Source organism: Acinetobacter sp. 1124_18A (assembly GCF_052824995.1).
The window spans coordinates 452,818-470,342 of record NZ_VTDF01000002.1 but is presented as its reverse complement, the minus strand read 5'-3'; the positions used below and the strand labels follow the sequence as shown (position 1 = coordinate 470,342).

Annotated in this window: 18 protein-coding genes; 7 read left to right on the top strand and 11 right to left on the bottom strand. The window is 38.2% G+C overall.

Annotated features, from left to right (window positions below):
* Window positions 1-81 precede the first annotated feature (81 nt).
* Window positions 82-552 carry a hypothetical protein gene (locus FY048_RS06700; protein ID WP_446090601.1) on the top strand — a complete coding sequence of 157 codons (471 nt, stop codon included), beginning with the start codon at window positions 82-84 and terminating at the stop codon, window positions 550-552.
* A 74-nt stretch (window positions 553-626) separates the two neighbouring features.
* Here FY048_RS06700 and FY048_RS06695 read toward each other — a convergent pair whose 3' ends face one another.
* Window positions 627-923, bottom strand: coding sequence for a hypothetical protein (locus FY048_RS06695; RefSeq protein ID WP_446090600.1), 297 nt, complete (start codon window positions 921-923; stop codon window positions 627-629).
* A gap of 171 nt (window positions 924-1,094) precedes the next feature.
* On the bottom strand, window positions 1,095-1,802 hold the full coding sequence (locus FY048_RS06690; RefSeq protein ID WP_446090599.1) for a Crp/Fnr family transcriptional regulator: 708 nt from the start codon (window positions 1,800-1,802) through the stop codon (window positions 1,095-1,097).
* Between the two features lie 93 nt (window positions 1,803-1,895).
* Between FY048_RS06690 and FY048_RS06685 the strand changes: the two genes are divergently transcribed.
* Window positions 1,896-2,423: an Mpo1 family 2-hydroxy fatty acid dioxygenase gene (locus tag FY048_RS06685; RefSeq protein ID WP_446090598.1), complete on the top strand. Its 528-nt coding sequence runs from the start codon at window positions 1,896-1,898 to the stop codon at window positions 2,421-2,423.
* A 48-nt stretch (window positions 2,424-2,471) separates the two neighbouring features.
* On the opposite strand, the gene ychF is transcribed toward FY048_RS06685, so the two are convergent.
* The 8 genes from ychF to FY048_RS06645 all read right to left on the bottom strand — a co-directional run bounded on the left by ychF (window position 2,472) and on the right by FY048_RS06645 (window position 10,954).
* On the bottom strand, window positions 2,472-3,563 hold the full coding sequence (gene ychF, locus FY048_RS06680) for a redox-regulated ATPase YchF (protein WP_004642544.1): 1,092 nt from the start codon (window positions 3,561-3,563) through the stop codon (window positions 2,472-2,474).
* Between the two features lie 93 nt (window positions 3,564-3,656).
* Window positions 3,657-4,316 carry a methionine ABC transporter permease gene (locus FY048_RS06675; protein WP_016138440.1) on the bottom strand — a complete coding sequence of 220 codons (660 nt, stop codon included), beginning with the start codon at window positions 4,314-4,316 and terminating at the stop codon, window positions 3,657-3,659.
* Window positions 4,297-5,373, bottom strand: a complete 1,077-nt coding sequence (locus FY048_RS06670) for a methionine ABC transporter ATP-binding protein (RefSeq protein WP_446090597.1) — start codon at window positions 5,371-5,373, stop codon at window positions 4,297-4,299. The genes FY048_RS06675 and FY048_RS06670 overlap by 20 nt, the downstream gene beginning before the upstream one ends.
* A 5-nt stretch (window positions 5,374-5,378) precedes the next feature.
* Window positions 5,379-6,212: a MetQ/NlpA family ABC transporter substrate-binding protein gene (locus tag FY048_RS06665; protein ID WP_446090596.1), complete on the bottom strand. Its 834-nt coding sequence runs from the start codon at window positions 6,210-6,212 to the stop codon at window positions 5,379-5,381.
* Between the two features lie 13 nt (window positions 6,213-6,225).
* Window positions 6,226-7,056 (bottom strand): MetQ/NlpA family ABC transporter substrate-binding protein, encoded by an 831-nt coding sequence (locus tag FY048_RS06660; RefSeq protein WP_446090595.1) that lies wholly within the window; start codon window positions 7,054-7,056, stop codon window positions 6,226-6,228.
* A gap of 14 nt (window positions 7,057-7,070) precedes the next feature.
* On the bottom strand, window positions 7,071-8,483 hold the full coding sequence (locus tag FY048_RS06655; RefSeq protein WP_446090594.1) for an LLM class flavin-dependent oxidoreductase: 1,413 nt from the start codon (window positions 8,481-8,483) through the stop codon (window positions 7,071-7,073).
* Complete coding sequence (locus FY048_RS06650; protein WP_446090593.1) at window positions 8,483-9,706, bottom strand: SfnB family sulfur acquisition oxidoreductase; 1,224 nt, start codon at window positions 9,704-9,706, stop codon at window positions 8,483-8,485. Before FY048_RS06650 ends, FY048_RS06655 begins: the two co-directional genes overlap by 1 nt.
* A 12-nt stretch (window positions 9,707-9,718) precedes the next feature.
* Complete coding sequence (locus tag FY048_RS06645; RefSeq protein WP_446090592.1) at window positions 9,719-10,954, bottom strand: SfnB family sulfur acquisition oxidoreductase; 1,236 nt, start codon at window positions 10,952-10,954, stop codon at window positions 9,719-9,721.
* 344 nt (window positions 10,955-11,298) lie between these two features.
* Between FY048_RS06645 and FY048_RS06640 the strand changes: the two genes are divergently transcribed.
* The 5 genes from FY048_RS06640 to FY048_RS06620 all read left to right on the top strand — a co-directional run bounded on the left by FY048_RS06640 (window position 11,299) and on the right by FY048_RS06620 (window position 15,865).
* Window positions 11,299-12,063, top strand: a complete 765-nt coding sequence (locus FY048_RS06640; protein WP_446090591.1) for a glutathione S-transferase family protein — start codon at window positions 11,299-11,301, stop codon at window positions 12,061-12,063.
* Between the two features lie 536 nt (window positions 12,064-12,599).
* Window positions 12,600-13,493 (top strand): amino acid ABC transporter substrate-binding protein, encoded by an 894-nt coding sequence (locus FY048_RS06635; RefSeq protein WP_004642554.1) that lies wholly within the window; start codon window positions 12,600-12,602, stop codon window positions 13,491-13,493.
* A gap of 92 nt (window positions 13,494-13,585) precedes the next feature.
* Window positions 13,586-14,428, top strand: coding sequence for an amino acid ABC transporter permease (locus FY048_RS06630; RefSeq protein ID WP_446090590.1), 843 nt, complete (start codon window positions 13,586-13,588; stop codon window positions 14,426-14,428).
* Window positions 14,429-14,430: 2 nt separating this feature from the next.
* Window positions 14,431-15,108, top strand: a complete 678-nt coding sequence (locus FY048_RS06625) for an amino acid ABC transporter permease (RefSeq protein WP_446090589.1) — start codon at window positions 14,431-14,433, stop codon at window positions 15,106-15,108.
* Window positions 15,109-15,121: 13 nt separating this feature from the next.
* A complete protein-coding gene (locus FY048_RS06620) occupies window positions 15,122-15,865 on the top strand; it encodes an amino acid ABC transporter ATP-binding protein (RefSeq protein WP_003651348.1) in 744 nt (247 codons plus the stop codon).
* 52 nt (window positions 15,866-15,917) lie between these two features.
* Here FY048_RS06620 and FY048_RS06615 read toward each other — a convergent pair whose 3' ends face one another.
* Window positions 15,918-17,231, bottom strand: coding sequence for a DcaP family trimeric outer membrane transporter (locus FY048_RS06615; RefSeq protein WP_446090588.1), 1,314 nt, complete (start codon window positions 17,229-17,231; stop codon window positions 15,918-15,920).
* Window positions 17,232-17,525: the final 294 nt, after the last annotated feature.

The window sequence follows — 17,525 nt, the reverse complement described above, 5'->3', positions numbered from 1 at the left end:
AATGATAAAAATACTTGAAAGATTGAGTATTGTAGCCGAATTTAATAGCATAGTGCCGAAATGTTTAATCGGCAGTTTGCTATGTTCAACGCAAAGATTCGTTTAGTTTATATCGCCATGTTGAGTGCAGGTATTTTTACATTGCAGGGCTGTGACAATGGTAATCATGAGGCAGAAAAAAAAGTAGAAATTAAGCCAGCACCTAAACTGACCAATGACGCAACTGTTTATGCTCAAAAAGCATGGACATTGATTAATGCGGTTGAGCATTTAGTTTATGAAAAGCAGTTGAGCCAAATCGATGACAAAGTTCGTAAACCTTTACGTCAATTGAGTACGGACTGGCGCATTAATGTGAAAATGACTGATTCTGTGACAGAAGGGAAGTACGCACTTTGTCGTAAAGCTCTAACGAGTCTAGATGTGTGGGCACGCGAAACGCTTGAAAATAATGATTCAGTTACTAAGAAACAAGCAGATTATGAGCGAGATAAAGCGCAATGTAAGGATGCAATCGATACGCCAAATCTTGGAAATACATCTCCAAAATAAAATTTATAAATATAAAAAAGCGAGATGATCAATCTCGCTTTTTTGCTTTTAAAACGATAATGAGTGAATGTTAATTAAGGTTTTGTTGCTGGTTTCATTGCATCATGTTTCATTTGAGTTGCATCGTGCTGAGCATGCATAGATTTCATCATTGCTTCATGTTTTTGTTCAGTCATATCTTTTTTAACATCTTGTTTTGTTTTTACTGCTTCTTTTTTAGCAGTTGCTTTGCCATGTGCAGCAACACATTTCCCGCCTTTATGATTTGGCCCTGTACCACCTTGTAATTGAGTTCCTTTTGGACATGCAAATGCCGAAACACTTAACATAGCCAATACGCCTGCTGTAAGAATTGTTGATAATTTTTTCATGTTAATCAGCGCCTTGTTGAGTATTATTGCTCAGCTTGAGTGTAAAATGAAAATATCTGCTTTAAAACATTTATTTTGTGAAATAGAGTTTGAACAATGTGTTGTTTTGCAGCGTTATCTATTTTTTTAATTTGGTTTTAAGTTTTTGTCATATAGCTGGTTGTGCAAAGATTAGGAATGGGCTTGAGCAACTACTTTCAACTTCTCAATATCTAGAATCTCGATTTTTCTAAAAGCAATTTTGATGATTTTCTGTTTTTCGAGCAGGCTCAACTCATGGTTGATAGTCTGTCTAGATGTGGTCAGCATATTTGCCAATTGTTCTTGAGAAATATGGATGTGATGATCTTGAATAAGAATATGATTCCCATATCCTTCTAAAATGAATAGAAGACGTTGAGCAAGCCTTTGAGAAATACTGCGTGTTTGGATAGCAATCTGTTCTAAGAAAACATATCTGAGTTTTTGGCTGGTTAAGCGTGCAAAGTAGTACCAATAATATGGATTGTCTTTGAGTAATTCATTTAATGGTTTTGCGGGAATATGCAGAACTGTACTTTTTTTCAAGGCAATCGCATCGTGTGAGCGCGGTTCATGATCAATCAGGGATATTTCACCAAACCACATAATTGGTTCAGCAATTGCAGAAAGCGCTTCATTACCATTTACGTCGACATAGCCCAAGCTAATTGAGCCTTCAAGCACAGTATAAATGCCATCAAATATATCTTGGGCACGGAACACATAATTGTTTTTTTCAAATGTTCTTTGCTTACCATGCTCTAGAATAAAGTTTTGGAATGCTTCTGGAAGCACACTAAACCATGTATTTTCTCTTAGTCGATTAATATAAATAAGATCCAATATTGAGCCATCCATGAAAAAAAATCATTACTTTGTCAAATAGCTGACAACTTTAAGTTTTCTTTATTTGTACAGTATGACTATAGATAGATGAATAGGGAACAACTCATGTCAAATCTGGAGCAACAGCTTAGCAAATATGCGGCTTACCACTTAAATCATAAAAATATTTTGACGCATTTTATCGGTATTCCGCTCATCGTGTTTTCAATTTTATGTTTAACTGCGAGAGCAGGAATCGATATTGGCAGTTTTAAATTGACTTTAGCCATGGTGTTGATTGCAGCTAGTACGATTTATTATTTTATTTTAGATAAAGTATTTGGTTTACTCATGCTGATTCTTTTAGTCGCTGTGTATCCACTGGCGAGCGAAATTGCTCAATTGTCTTGGGGAGAATGGTTGGCAGCAAGTATTGGTTTCTTTGTGGTGGGGTGGGTCTTTCAGTTTGTTGGGCATTATTTCGAAAAGAAAAAACCAGCTTTTGTTGATGATGTGATTGGACTTGCGATTGGGCCGTTATTTGTATTGGCAGAATTTATATTTATGCTGGGTTTTAGAAAGCCTTTGCATGAGCGAATTTTGAAAGAGGCACGTAGTAAACGAGATATGATGGATTTGAATCATTCATTATAAATATAAAAAAAGCCCCAATATGATGGGGCTTTTTTTTAAAGCTTTAACTTATACGTTAAAACGGAAGTGCATTACATCGCCATCTTGAACAACGTAAGTTTTACCTTCTAAACGCCATTTACCAGCTTCTTTAGCGCCGTTCTCACCGTTGTATTGTACAAAGTCATCGTATGCAACAACTTCAGCACGGATAAAGCCTTTTTCGAAGTCAGTATGAATCACGCCAGCCGCTTGAGGAGCAGTTGCGCCAACTTTGACTGTCCATGCACGTACTTCTTGTACACCAGCAGTGAAATAAGTCTGTAAACCTAAAAGTGCATAACCTGCACGAATAACCACATTTAAGCCTGGTTCTTCCATGCCCATTGCTTCTAAAAATTCAGCACGATCTTCATCTTCTAATAATGAAATTTCAGCTTCGATTTGGTTGCAAAGAGGAACAACAATTGCGTTTTCTTCAGCCGCAAGTTTTTTAACTGCGTCTAAGTGTGGGTTGTTTTCAAAACCATCTTCTGCAACGTTTGCAATATACATGGTTGGTTTTAAAGTCATTAAACCAAAACCACGAACTAATTTACGTTCGTCATCAGACAAATCAGCTGCACGAGCTGGTTTACCTTCGTCAAGTAAAGGTTGGATTTTTTCTAAAACTGCTTTAGTTGCTACAGCTTCTTTATCTCCGCCTTTAGCAACTTTAGTTAAACGTAAAATTGCTTTAGCAACAGTTTCAAGGTCGGCAAGTGCAAGTTCAGTATTAATAGTTGCGATGTCGTCTAATGGATCAATTTTACCATTTACGTGAATCACGTTTTCATCTTCGAAACAACGTACAACATGTGCAATTGCATCAGTTTCACGAATGTTAGCAAGGAATTGGTTACCTAAGCCTTCACCTTTTGATGCACCAGCAACAAGACCTGCAATGTCCACAAATTCCATTGTAGTTGGCAAAATACGTTGCGGTTTAACAATCGCAGCAAGTTTGTCTAAACGTGGATCTGGTACAGGAACAATACCTGTGTTTGGTTCAATGGTACAGAAAGGGAAGTTTTCCGCTGCAATTGCTGCTTTCGTTAATGCATTGAAAAGGGTAGATTTCCCTACGTTTGGCAGACCAACAATACCGCAATTAAAACCCATGAAAACCACTCACAAATGTGTAAATTAAAAATTGTGGCTGATTTTACATGAAAGCCATGACAAAGTCATGGCTAGAGCGGGGTTCTGTTGAGTTTAAACTTTACGTTTATCAAGTTGCTGGGCTAATGCATCGCCTGTCGCTTGTATTAACATCACCAAAACAATGAGCACAAAAATCACAGCCAACATAATTTGCATATCAAAACGTTGATAACCATAACGATAAGCAATATCTCCTAAGCCACCAGCACCAATAGCACCCGCAATGGCAGAGGAGTTAATCATGGTCACAATAGTCACAGTAAAGCCTGCCACAATACCTGGTAAAGCCTCTGGCAAAAGCACATGCCAAATAATTTGTTTACGGTTACAACCCATTGCTTGTGCTGCTTCAATTAAGCCTTGATCGACTTCACGTAAGCTGACTTCTGCAATACGGGCAAAAAAAGGAATTGCTGCAATGGTCAATGGAACAATAGCTGCCCAAACGCCATAACTCGTACCGACAATCCAGCGAGTAAGCGGAATGAGTGCGACCATTAAAATAAGAAAAGGCACAGAACGAGTAATGTTAATGACCCAACCTAAAGCCTGATTAATTTTTTGTGACGGATGAATGCCGTGCTCAGAAGTGCTGACTAAAACAACAGCAATCGGTAAGCCAATTAAAAAAGCAATAAACGCAGATGCACCTACCATAAGTAACGTGTCTACTGTTCCAGTAATTAATAAATCAATGAGCTGGTCGTGCATAGCCAAGTACCTCAAATTGTGCAATTGCAGTTAATGCATCTTGTCGTATAGATGAAAGATCAATTTCTACGTTCGGAATACCGACTAAAAGTGAACCAATAATGTGGCCTTGAATGGTATCGACCTGACTTTGATATAAATTGACGGGTGCTTTAAATCTAGCCAGTAGTTCTTTAATATCCGGAACTTGATGTGCTTCAGCCTCATATTTCAGTTTTACAATAATATGAGTCGAATCTTCATCGGGTAGAGGACTGATTTTAAAAGGCAGAGTGATCTGCTCAAGGTTTAACAATTCTTGAGTAATTTGTTGCTCTGGTCGTGAAAACACAGACCAAACTTGTCCAGCTTCTACAATTTCACCTTGGTCAATCACCACGACTTGATCACAAATTTCTCGAATAACTTGCATTTCGTGAGTGATGAGTACAATCGTTAGGCCGAGTTCCTGATTAATCTTTTTAAGTAAAGCCAAAATAGTGGCGGTACTCTCTGGATCAAGTGCTGAGGTGGCTTCATCACAAAGTAAGATTTCAGGGTGGTGAACAAGTGCACGTGCAATACCGACACGTTGCTTTTGCCCGCCAGAAAGTTGTGACGGATAATGACCAGACTTATCTGCAAGACCTACGAGTGCTAGAACTTCATTTACACGTTGGTCGATATCTGCTTTGTTGTAATTGGAAACTTTTAAAGGCAAAGCCACATTTTCCCAAACTGTTTTTGCAGACATCAAATTGAAATGTTGGAAAATCATTCCAATTCGCTGGCGTGTTTGAATAAGCTCGGAATGACTCAATTCAGCAATGTTTTGTTGATGAATATGAATACTGCCTGTATTTACTTGTTCTAGGCCATTTAACGTGCGGAGTAGGGAAGATTTTCCGGCACCACTTTTACCAATAATGCCTAAAATCTTACCTTGAGGAATATCAAGGTTAATCTCTTTTAAAGCATGCAGTTTTTGACCCTGCGATTGGTAAAACTTATTTAAACCACGAATTTTGATATGGGGTAGAGAAAAATCAACTTGTGATCCAAAACTCACCATCGTCATTCTCCTTATTTCCAGCCTTGAAACCACATACCTTGGCCAAAGTCTTTATCCAGAATATCTTGTGCTTGTTTTGAGTTCTGGAATGCTTTAACGAAGGTTGCGAGTTTTTGGTTTTTGTCTTGGTAATCGCGACGGGTCACAAACAAAATTGCGTATTTTTTATCGATTGGATCTAAAAATAATGCGCTATGTGGGTCGGTTACCTTTGCCATTTTTAAGTAGTGGGGGAAGCCGAAAATTAAATCGACATCGTTATATGCATGTGCTGTTTGTGGGCCTTCAACCTCAACAAAGCTTAGCTGTTTAGGATTGGCAATAATGTCTTGAGTCGTTGAAAGCTCATTGTTGCTATCTTTCAGCTGAATTAAGCTCGCGCGATGGAGCAAAATTAAGGCACGAGCTAAATTGACGGGATCATTTGGAATAGCAACACGTGCTTGCGAAGGTAAGTCTTCAAGTGTTTTATATTTTTTTGAATATAAACCTACATGACTTCCTGAGCCCACGGCAAATGCATGTAAGTCATAACCAGTTTCTTTAACAGCATTGCGTAGAAATACACTTTGCTGGAAAAAGTTTGCGTCAATATCGCCGTTTTGTACGGCAACATTTGGTGCTCGCCAATCAGAAAATTCAACGAGTTTGACATGAATACCTTGTTTTTCCACTTCATTAGCAACGCTTTGTAGTAACTCAGCATAAGGCGGGCTAATGCCAATCGTTAACACATCATCGGGCTGCTTATTTTTAATATAACGGTAACCGACGAGGCCCAGAACTACGATAACAATCGTAATTCCGAGTAACCAAGATTTATGCTGTTTGAACTGAATCGCCATAATCTTTCCGTTATTACTTCCAGCCAGGGAACCAAAGTTTTGGCCCAATCTCAGCATCTAACACAGCTTTAACTTTTGGCGAGTTTTGATAAATCTTAACAAATTTCTTCAATTTTTCGCCCTTATCCTGATAGTCATCACGCACTACAAACAAAATGGCATAACGTTTATTGGTATTGTCATCAAGTAAAAGTGCACTTTCAGGGTCAGCTGTTTTTGCTAAACGCAAGTAATGTGGATAGCCAAAAGCTAAGTCAACATCATCAATTGCACGAGCAGTTTGTGGCCCTTCAACCTCTACGAATTGCAAATTTTTAGGGTTTGAAACAACATCTTTGAGTGCAGATAAGTGATTGTTTGAATCCTTAAGCGTAATTAATTTTGCTTGCTGTAAAAGTAGTAGGGCACGGCCTTGATTCACTGGATCATTTGGAATGACTACACGTGCGTTTTGTGGCAATTCATCAAAGCTTTTATATTTCTTTGAATAAAGTCCGACATGTGATGCTGCACCTACTGCAAATGCCTTTAATTTAAAGCCAGTTTCTTTAATTGCATTGTCTAAGAAAGGTTGATGCTGGAAAAAGTTCGCATCAATATCCCCATGATTTAAGGTAATGTTTGGTGTGTTCCAGTCGGAAAATTCGACCAGTTTTACATTTAAACCCTGTTGCTTTGCTTCATCAGCAGCAGCTTGTAATGTTTTTGCAAATGGTGGACTAATACCAATTACAAGTTCATTTGAGCCACTTTGACGGTGTTTATTCCAAAAGAATAAAGCAACAAAAAGGACTACAACGACTAAGCCTACGCCTAGCCATTTTTTAGAGGCTGTTTGAGCCATGTCTATCTCCAAATTTAGGCAGTTATTTCTTCAATTTTTGTTAAGTTTTTGCTGTTGTTATAGGGACTACATCGGAACGTTTGAACAGGGTGCTGTTCTGGTAATTGATCGCCGCGATTAAAGATTTTGTTCCGTAGTGAACCCGTTTTATATGCAGTTTTATAGCGACCACGTTGTTGTAGTTCAGGAATGACCAAGCGAATAAAGTCGTGGTGAGACTCGGGTGCAACAGTACGTGTCAAATTAAAGCCATCAATATCGGTCTCATCTAAAAGATGAATTAAGTATTCAGCAACTTCTTCACCACTACCCACGATGAGCGGATAACGACCGCCTAAAACATGCTGAGCTTTTAAATCATTTTTAGTGATTTGCTGTTCTTTAAATTTTTCGGTAATCGAAACAATGCTGTTACTTTTCTGGTAGGGAATCGCTTCATCGTCGGCAAATTTACTTAAGTCGATACCAGTTGAACTCGCATAATGCGCTAAACCTGCTTCAGGACTTGCATACTGACGATATTCATTAAGTTTTTGTACAGCCAGATCATGTGTTTCAGCAACAACAACAGTTATGCCAACAAAGACTTTAATGTCATTCGCTGCACGGCCTTGCTGTTCTGCAAGAGCACGAATCTTTTTCACTTGTTCGCGTATTTTTTCGGGTTTTTCGCCGCCAATAAATATACATTCAGCATGGCGAGTAGCAAACTGCATACCTTTTGATGAAGCACCTGCCTGAAATAATGTCGGGGTGCGTTGCACAGAAGGAGACACTTGAAACACACCTTCACTTTGGTAGTATTTTCCGTGGTGGTGAATGGTGTGAACTTTAGATGGGTCTGTAAAAATACGCTGTACTTTATCTTTTTTTACTGCGTCGTTTTCCCATGAACCTTCCCAATATTTATAGCAAAGCTCTAAAAATTCTTCGGCTTGTTCATAACGGGCATCATGGTCTTTTAAACCTTTTTGACCAATCAAGCGTTCCGCACTATCTAGATAACCTGTCACGATATTCCAGCCAATACGACCTTGAGTTAAATGGTCGAGACTCGCAAAACGACGTGCAAATTGATACGGATGTTCATAGCTTAAGTTCACAGTGACTCCAAAACTTAAGTTTTGAGTGACTGCCGCCATAGCTGAAATGAGTGTAGATGGGTCATGGCTTGGAAGCTGAATGGACTCTTTTAAAGTCAGATCAATACCATTTTGATAGACGTCATAAACACCTGTAATGTCCGCAATAAACAAACCATCAAATAAACCACTTTCTAAGGTTTTGGCTTGTTCTGTCCAATAGCTCAGTTCATTAAAGCGGTGTGATTCATCACGTGGATGTGTCCATAAGCCATGATTGATATGTCCAACACAGTTCATATCAAAAGCATTGAGTAAAATTTCTTTCGCTTTGAAGTCTGTCATTACAATGTCCCCCGACGAGGTGGTAGAACACCGTTAAGAACATAGTTCCCAATAAAGTAATATTTCCATCGTGCAGCATCATGCAACGTGTGTACGCGCGCATTGCGCCAGAAACGATCTAGACCATCTTGTGATTGACTTCCACGACTACCAGCAAGTTCAATCAGCTTAGACGATGCTTTTAGTGCGATATCGCTACTATGAGCACGTACTTTGGCAACATCGATGGATGCTTTAGCAAGATTTTCAGGTGTGGTTTCAATTTTTGCTGTATCAATTGATTGAGCAGCTTGTTTTAATAGGACTTCACTTGCCCGTACATCGACAGCAATGCGTCCCAATTCATAAATCGTTAAAGGATCTTGGTTTGCCGTTTCTACATTTGAATCAATCCAAGGGCGGGCTTGATGCACTCTTTGCAAGCTTTCTTCAAAGGCTGCTCGTGCAATGCCTACCTCAATTGAGGCATGCATAATTTGGGCAAAAGGGCCCACTAAGGTTGGTTGTAAAAATGCACTATCAAAAGGAATAACATCATCTGCATCGACAAAAACCTGATCAAATTTAACTGTGCCGCTGCCTGTAGTTTTTTGTCCAAAACCAGACCAGTCATCAACAAGTTTTAATCCTTGTGAACCACTTTTTACAAATGCTAGATATTCTCGACCTGCATCGTCTAAAACTAAGGTTGGAATACGGTGCGCAAATAAACTTCCTGTGCAATAAAACTTTTCACCTTGAATGAGATAACCATTTTCATGCGGACGGATATTGGTTTGTTTATGAGTTGAAGTTTTAGTTTTAAACTCGGCAAGTGCATTACCAAAGCGAGTGCCATTTAACACTTCGCCATATAAACGTTGTTTTTGAGCTTCTGTGCCTGTATTGCGTAAGACTTCTAGAGCATAAAAATGGTTTTGTGGAATTTGTCCGATTGAACCATCTGCACCGCTTAAAAGAGCAATCACTTTAGCAACGGTATGGCTTGAAACTTCGGCACCGCCATATTGCTTTGGCACTGTAATTGCCCAAAGACCTGATTGGCTTAAAGCATCAATTTCGGTATAGGGTAGAATTCGCTTAGAGTCTCGCTCAACTGCAGTTTTTTTAAATTGCTCAGCAAACTGTTTGGCAACTTCTAATGCTTCCGCATCATTTTGAATAATATGTGCTTGGCCAGATGCCGAGGTTTGTTTCGTTTGAACCGATTGATATGAAGTCATGACAATTTCTCCTTAAATCCAAGCATGGCGGGCAGGGAAATGACCATTAAGGTAATAATTGCCAATGGCATGTAATTTCCAGCGAACAGGGTCGTGTAAGGTATGTACACGGGCATTTCGCCAATGTTGATCTAAATTGTGTTGGCTTAAACTTGAACGGCTACCACCCAGCTCTAGTAGTTTTTCAGAGATTTGTAGAGCCGCATCATTGGCGTAGACTTTCGCTTCTGCGACCAAAATTGAAGCTTTTGCTACTTGTTCATCAGTCACAGTTTGCAGTTGGTCAAGTTCATCTAAATATTCAGCAGCGTCATCAAGCAGCAAAATTGCAGCGTCGAGTAAAATATTTAACTTACCTACCTCTTGCAGGGTGTAATGTTCAAAGCTGGCTTTTTCAACATTTGCATCAATAATTGGACGTGCTTTATGAATAGTCGATAAAGTATCGTCAAATGCAGCTTCTGCAATACCTACATCAATGGCAACTTGTAATAACTGAGAATAAGCACCGCGATAAGTAGGGGTTTTAGTTAATAAACGTTCATCAAAAATAAGTTCTGGGTTAACTTCGACATTATTTAATTTAACGGTACCGCTGGCTGTAGTACGCTGACCAAATCCATTCCAGTCATTAATGACTTCAATACCTTGAGTCTCTCGGTTAACAATGACTAAAACGACATGGCCATCTGGATGAACCGCTTTAATTGCAAGCCAGTGTGCAAAACTTGTTCCTGTCGAATAAAACTTTTCGCCGTTTAAAAGGTATTTGCCATTTTCAATGCTAAGTGTGGTTTTTAATGTTTTTGAGTCATGTGTATTGCGTTCTGGACCACCGTTAGCAAGACGCTTACCTGCTAATATTTCTGAAAAGATAAATTGTTTTTGTTGTTCTGTCCCCATAATTCCGATCAGGTTTAAAAGGCTAATCTGATTTTGTGGAATCTGACCAACATTCGCATCACCTTTACTTAAAATACGGAAAACGTGCGCTAAAGTTTTATTGGAAACAAAAGCTCCGCCATATTTTTTCGCAATTCGAATTCCGCCTAAGCCTTTTTGGCTAAAGCTTTCAATTTGCTCATGCGGTAATAAGCGTTGTTGATCACGTGTATTACGACCCTCTAAAGCATAATCAGCCACTTGATAAGCAGCATTAATGGCTTGTTGATCATTTTGAATGATTTGGACGTATGCCGTCGTTTTAGATAGAGAATTAGACATAATGACACCTTGTATTGCTGTCACTACCTTACAAAAGAAATATTTTTCCACTAAACGAGGACTTATGCTCAGCTTATGAAATAAAGTGCAAAGCATTTTTTTTGATTTTTAATAGAGAAATAAAGATATTAAAAGTTTATATAAATCAATGTTTTGTTATTTTTATGAAGAAAATTAATAATAGGAATAGTTTTAATATGAAAAACAGCAATAAGTACGGTAAAAAAAGATATAAAAAGCTATACCTAACTGTCAGCAAAAAATGAGCACAATATCCATTGTTTTAAATAAAAATAGCTTTTAAAGTATCTACTTACCATCGACCATTTTTGTACAAATAGTCAAATAAAAATAAACGTGGAGATTTTATGCGGGTTTTGTATCAGTTTCCTTTGTCCCATTATTGTGAAAAAGCTCGCTGGTTGTTAGACCATAAAGAACTTGATTATGTGGCTCATAACTTGATTCCTGGATTTCATCGTGCTTTCGCACAACTCAAAACAGGGCAAAATTTACTGCCGATTTTGAAAGATGATCATCAGTGGATCGCCGAATCAACCAAAATTGCACTTTATTTGGATGATACCTACCCAGAACACGCGCTTTTACGCCGTGATGAGCAACTTAGACAACAAACTTTAAAAATTGATAGTTTAGCTGATGAGCTTGGTATACATGTGCGCCGTTGGGCATTAGCACATAATTTAGCCCAAGGGGATCATGCTCTAGAAATTATGATGGGCGAACAAGGCTATTTACGTCAGTTTGAAAAAATATCTAAACCTTTTCTCAAAACCCTCGTAAAGAAGAACTATAAACTTGAAGAAGAGTTAGTAAGCCAGTCCAAAGAACGCATGGGCGAACTTATAAATGAACTCAACCACTCTTTAATTGAAAATCAAGCGCGCTACATGGTGGGTGATCGCTTAAGTCTTGCTGATATTTCTGTTTGTTCGATACTCGCACCACTATTAGAGGTGAAAGGTACGCCGTGGGAGCGAGAAGAAGCAGAAGAAGTTTCTGAAGAATGGGTCAACTATCAAAAATATTTACTCGATTTACCTCTAGGGCAATATGTTTTAAGAATATATCAAACTGAAAGAAACGCTCGAGTAGATTGGCGAGGAATTTGAACTTTATAAAATGCCCTGATTTTCTCAGGGCATTTTTGTAATATTTCCAAACTCTCTCATTTATCTGAATATTACTATCAATTTTATAAATGATTTTTATTAAACCATTTGCAAATATTATTTTGATGTTTAAGTTACTTTTTACAAAGTGAATTTAATGTGTAGCTAAATCTCTAATAATTTTAATTTTTATAATTTTTCACAAAATATAATTTTTCTAAAAACAGTTTTTAGCTGAAGTTAAGCCACTTTATTGTGCATGTGTTTACATTGTAATCAATAATTGCCACATTTAAGTGTAAATAGATGAGCTTAATAATAGACAGAAGATTAAAACATAGATTAAAGTAGAAACATGTTAGCAGTTTTAAAGGTATTAACTCTGCAAAACAGACTGAATAAAATAAGTGAAGCAAATGGATGTGTCCTACTTGGAAAAGTTGGCGCGATAATTGCAATTTAATAATAAATCACTCTATTGCTCTATATGAATGATTCTATAGATAAATAGAGAGAATGATCATCAAGGAGTTCTTATGAAACGTTCTGCAACCTCTCTCATTATTTCAACATTTATGCTTTGTACGGTTGGTGCTACTTCTCAAATTCAGGCAGCAGATACATTAGCTAAAATCAAAAGCAGTGGAAAAATCGTCATTGGCCACCGAGAATCTTCTGACCCAATTTCATATGTTGTTGCAGGTAAACCAGTAGGTTATGCAGTCGATATCTGTAACCAGTTTGCAAATGACATTAAAAAAGAATTGAAAATGCCTGGGCTAAAAGTTGAATACAAGGCAGTAACTTCATCAACACGTATTCCTGAACTTTTAGCAGGCAATATCGATATGGAATGTGGTACGACCACAAACTCTAAGCAACGCCAAGAACAAGTTGGTTTCTCAACAAACTACTATGCGACAGAAGTACGTATGGCAGTTAAAGCGAACTCTGGTATTAAGAGTTTGGCAGATTTAAACGGCAAGGCAGTTGTAACAACTCAAGGCACAACATCTGACAAATACATCAAGATGAATGAAAAAGGCCAAGCGCTTAATATCCAAAATATCTATGGTAAAGATCATTCTGACTCTTTTGCAATGATGGCATCAGGCCGTGCTGCTGCATTTGTTATGGATGATAATATTTTAGCTGGTTTGGTTGCTAAATCTTCAACACCTAAAGCTTTCGCAATTGTGGGTCCAGTACTTTCATCAGAGCCTTATGGCATTATGCTCGCTAAAGGTGATACGAAGTTCAAAGCGATTGCTGACCGTACTGTAAATAATCTATGGAAAACTGGTCAAATGGACGCTTTATATAAAAAGTGGTTCTTATCGCCAATTCCACCAAAAAATACAAATTTGAACATGCCACAAAGTTCATCTTATAAGAAATTAAAAGCTCACCCAACAGATGCAGGGATCTAACAAGATCTTGTTGTCCTAAATTTACTTAAGTAAGTGAAACCTCACTTGCTTAAGCGGTCTATTTTCCTAAAGTATTCATTTAAGGGGCAAACATGTCAGTCGGCTCGCTAAACTGGACTATATTCTGTGCGGAGTCTAATGAATATGGTGTCGATAAAGCCGCATGGGCAGAATCAGTCTGTAGAGTAATTGGTAGCTCAAGCTACAATGCTCATGCTGAAGCGCCCACATGGTTACAAATGTTAGGTTCAGGCGTCTTTACTATGGTTTGGACAGCTGTTATAGCCTTTCTTATCGCATTTTTATTAGGTTCTCTCCTAGGGGTAATTCGTACATTACCCAACAAACCTCTCTCATTTATTGGCAATTGTTACGTTGAAATCTTCCGTAATATTCCACTTATTGTGCAGCTATTCTTCTGGGCATTTGTTTTTCCGGAATTTTTACCGGACAGCTTAAGTGCAGGCAGTGGGGATGTGGTTGCAGGTGGGTGGTGGAAAAATATTTTAAATCATCAGCCTGCAGTTATTGGTGTTTTTGCATTAGGTCTCTACACTGCTGCACGTGTATCTGAGCACATACGTGCCGGTATTAATACTGTTTCAACAGGACAAAAATTTGCTGCTTCCGCAGTAGGTTTTACCACTGCACAAAGCTATCGCTATGTCATTTTACCTGTTGCATATCGCACTGTGTGGCCAACGATTACTTCTGAAGCAATGAACGTTTTCAAAAACTCAGCTGTTTTATATGCTTTGAGTGTTTTGAACTTCTTCGCTTATACAAAAACCATGCGGGAAGAAACTTCTCAGGACATCATTATTCTTATTCTGTCTACACCTGTTTATTTGATCATTACTTATAGCATTAAATTTATCATGGCATGGATTGAGAAACGAATGGCTGTACCTGGTTTAGGTTCAGGAGGGAAGTAATTATGGATTTTTCTTTATTACACAATCCTGACGTGATCGCGGCACTCAAAGAAGGTTTCGTTTTTACCCTTACTGTGACTGTGCTGGCAATGATGGGCGGTATCCTAATCGGAACCCCATTGGCAATGATGCGTTTGTCTAGCAATGCCGTAGCAAGTAATTTCGCAAAATTTTATGTCGATCTGTTTCGTGGTATTCCATTGATTCAGGTAATCTTTATTTTCTACTTTTTATTGCCGAAAATATTTGAGTTTCAATCTGATACATATTGGGGACCGTTGTTTTCAAGTGTTGTGACTTTTGCTATTTTTGAGGCTGCATTTTTCTCGGAAATTGTGCGTTCAGGCATTCAGTCTATTTCAAGAGGTCAGGTACATGCAGGTTACGCGCTAGGTTTTACCTATGGTCAATCAATGCGCTACGTGGTTTTACCTCAAGCCTTTCGTAACATGCTCCCAGTATTGTTAACTCAAACAATTATTTTATTTCAGGATATCTCATTAGTTTATGTGATTAGTGCACCAGACTTTTTAGGTCGTGCAGATACATTGGCTAATACATATGGCCCTGAAACCAAAGCAACATTCTATTTAATCGTCGCTGTAGTTTACTTCTGTAGTTCGTTTGTGCTGTCACAATTAGTCAAACGCTTACAGCAAAAAATTGCCATCATTCGCTAATTGGAGATTTTAAATGCCAATGATAGACATCCAACATATCTCTAAATGGTATGGTGATTTTCAGGTTTTAACAGATTGCACGACGAGTATTGAAAAAGGTGATGTCGTTGTTGTTTGCGGACCGTCTGGTTCAGGAAAATCAACACTCATTAAAACAGTAAATGCGTTAGAACCATTTCAACAAGGCGATATTATTGTTGATGGCGTTTCTCTGAAAGACTCAAAAACGGATCTTGCTAAATTCCGTTCACGAGTAGGAATGGTGTTCCAGCATTTTGAACTTTTCCCACACATGACTGTTTTGGAAAATTTAACAATTGCTCAAGTTAAAGTGTTAAAGCGTTCAGTTGCCGATGCACGTGCAAAAGGTCTCAAATATTTAGAGCGTGTAGGTTTGCTTGCGCATAAAGATAAGTTTCCGGGTCAATTGTCTGGTGGTCAGCAGCAACGTGTAGCGATTGCTCGTGGCTTGTCCATGGACCCAATCTGTATGTTGTTTGATGAACCAACTTCTGCACTTGATCCAGAAATGGTCGGGGAAGTACTTGAAGTGATGGTGCAACTTGCACATGAGGGCATGACCATGATGTGTGTTACACATGAAATGGGTTTTGCTAAAAGAGTATCTAACCGTCTAATTTTTATGGATGAAGGTAAGATTTTAGAAGACTGCCCAACGCATGAATTCTTTGATAATTTAGATGCTCGCCACGAGCGCGCGAAGCTCTTCTTAGAAAAAATTCAAGCTATGCATTAATACCATTAATAAAAAAGAGCCTTTTAAAAGGCTCTTTTTTTACATCAAACTTTTAGAAACTATATTTTGCTAATAAATTGACGCGAGAATAATCACCTTTATCGCCTGCGAAAGTTTCTCGTTGGCCATATGTATATTCTGCACCTAAATCAATATTTTTAACTGGGTTCCAGATTAAATTGACCAAGGCATTATAAATTTCTTTGTTATAGCTGGTGCTGGTTAAATTGCTATTTGCATAGATGCTATCATCTTTATATTGAATACCGCCTATTGCAAAAGTAGAGCGGAGAATAGGGCTCCATTTCCGTTGATAGCCAATAACGGCACTATCAAATTCACCTAAATTAATATCCTGAGTTGTTGTGTCATAGGCATAAGCTGAGTTGCTATAAAGTAAATAGCGGCCATCTCCTTTAACATGATAGTAATTAGCAACCAAGCTATCTTGAGGCGTTAAATCATATTTACCGCCAACCCCAACACCCCAACCAAATTTTTCTTCAGAAGTACTATCTTTGGGAGCTACACGGTTTTCATGGGCAAGACCATGTAACTGTAATAGGCCTTTATTATCTGTAGTTTTGAAATCATAGCGTGCTGTGAAAGCAGGAAAGCGGCTTCCACCGGCAGCATTACCAGCTTTTTCAACATCACCGCCTTCTAAGGCAACTAATATTTTCTGTTGAGCATTAATTGGCTGAGTGTACCTAACCTGTACTGTACGTGTAGTACCTGTACCAATAGCACCATTAAAATCTACTGTTTCTGGTGATGTATCTGTGTTTACAAAAGGTGAGGTCGTTTGACCTGCTAACCATTTTCCTAAAGACATATAGGCATGGCGGACACGGAAGGTACCATTACCATTATCGCCATTTCCACCCATGAAATCGGCTTCAATTTTTCCGGTTAAATCTCCGTATTGGGTAGGTCGAGTAATATCTAGACCAATTCTTGAGGTTGCAGCAGATACATTTAGTGAGTCTTGTTTCGGATCATCTTTATTTAATGGATAGTTAGCGCCATTTGAAATGCTGCCATTTGAACCTTTAAAGTCATAGGTTGCATCTGCGCGGACACTACCATAAAGCTTAACTTGGGTTTGCCCATCGGCCATCGCCATCCAACCTGGTTTTGATACAGGAGGTGTAAGAGCAGCTGGTGCTACAGGAATTGTTGCTGGAGCACTAACCGACAAAGTTGTTTTTTGTTGATCAGATAGTTTCTGGACGAGCTGTTTTAATTCCTTTACTTCATCACGTAAGGCGTTAACTTCAGCATCTGTAGCGGCATGCACAGGCATCGTCAAGCTAATTACGCCTAAAGAACTCATTGCTAGCACTAGTGTTTTGATCTTATTCACAGGAACTCCCCGACATGGATAAAAATTTTCCTGCAAATACATAACAATAATAATGCCAACTTTAAGAATTTATAAAAATAGTAAAATTTTTATAATTATCAGTTATCTATATTTAAATAATGGGGCGAGTAATATCTTATATTGGAAAAAATAAATGAGAGCATGAAATTGACTTTCTAAAATGCGCCATATGCTCCATTATTTGCACGGTTAAAATGCACGTCTGCAATAAAATGTGTAAAAGAATTAAACGTTTTAGCTATTTTTAAACCTTTGTATTTTAAATGCAGGTGA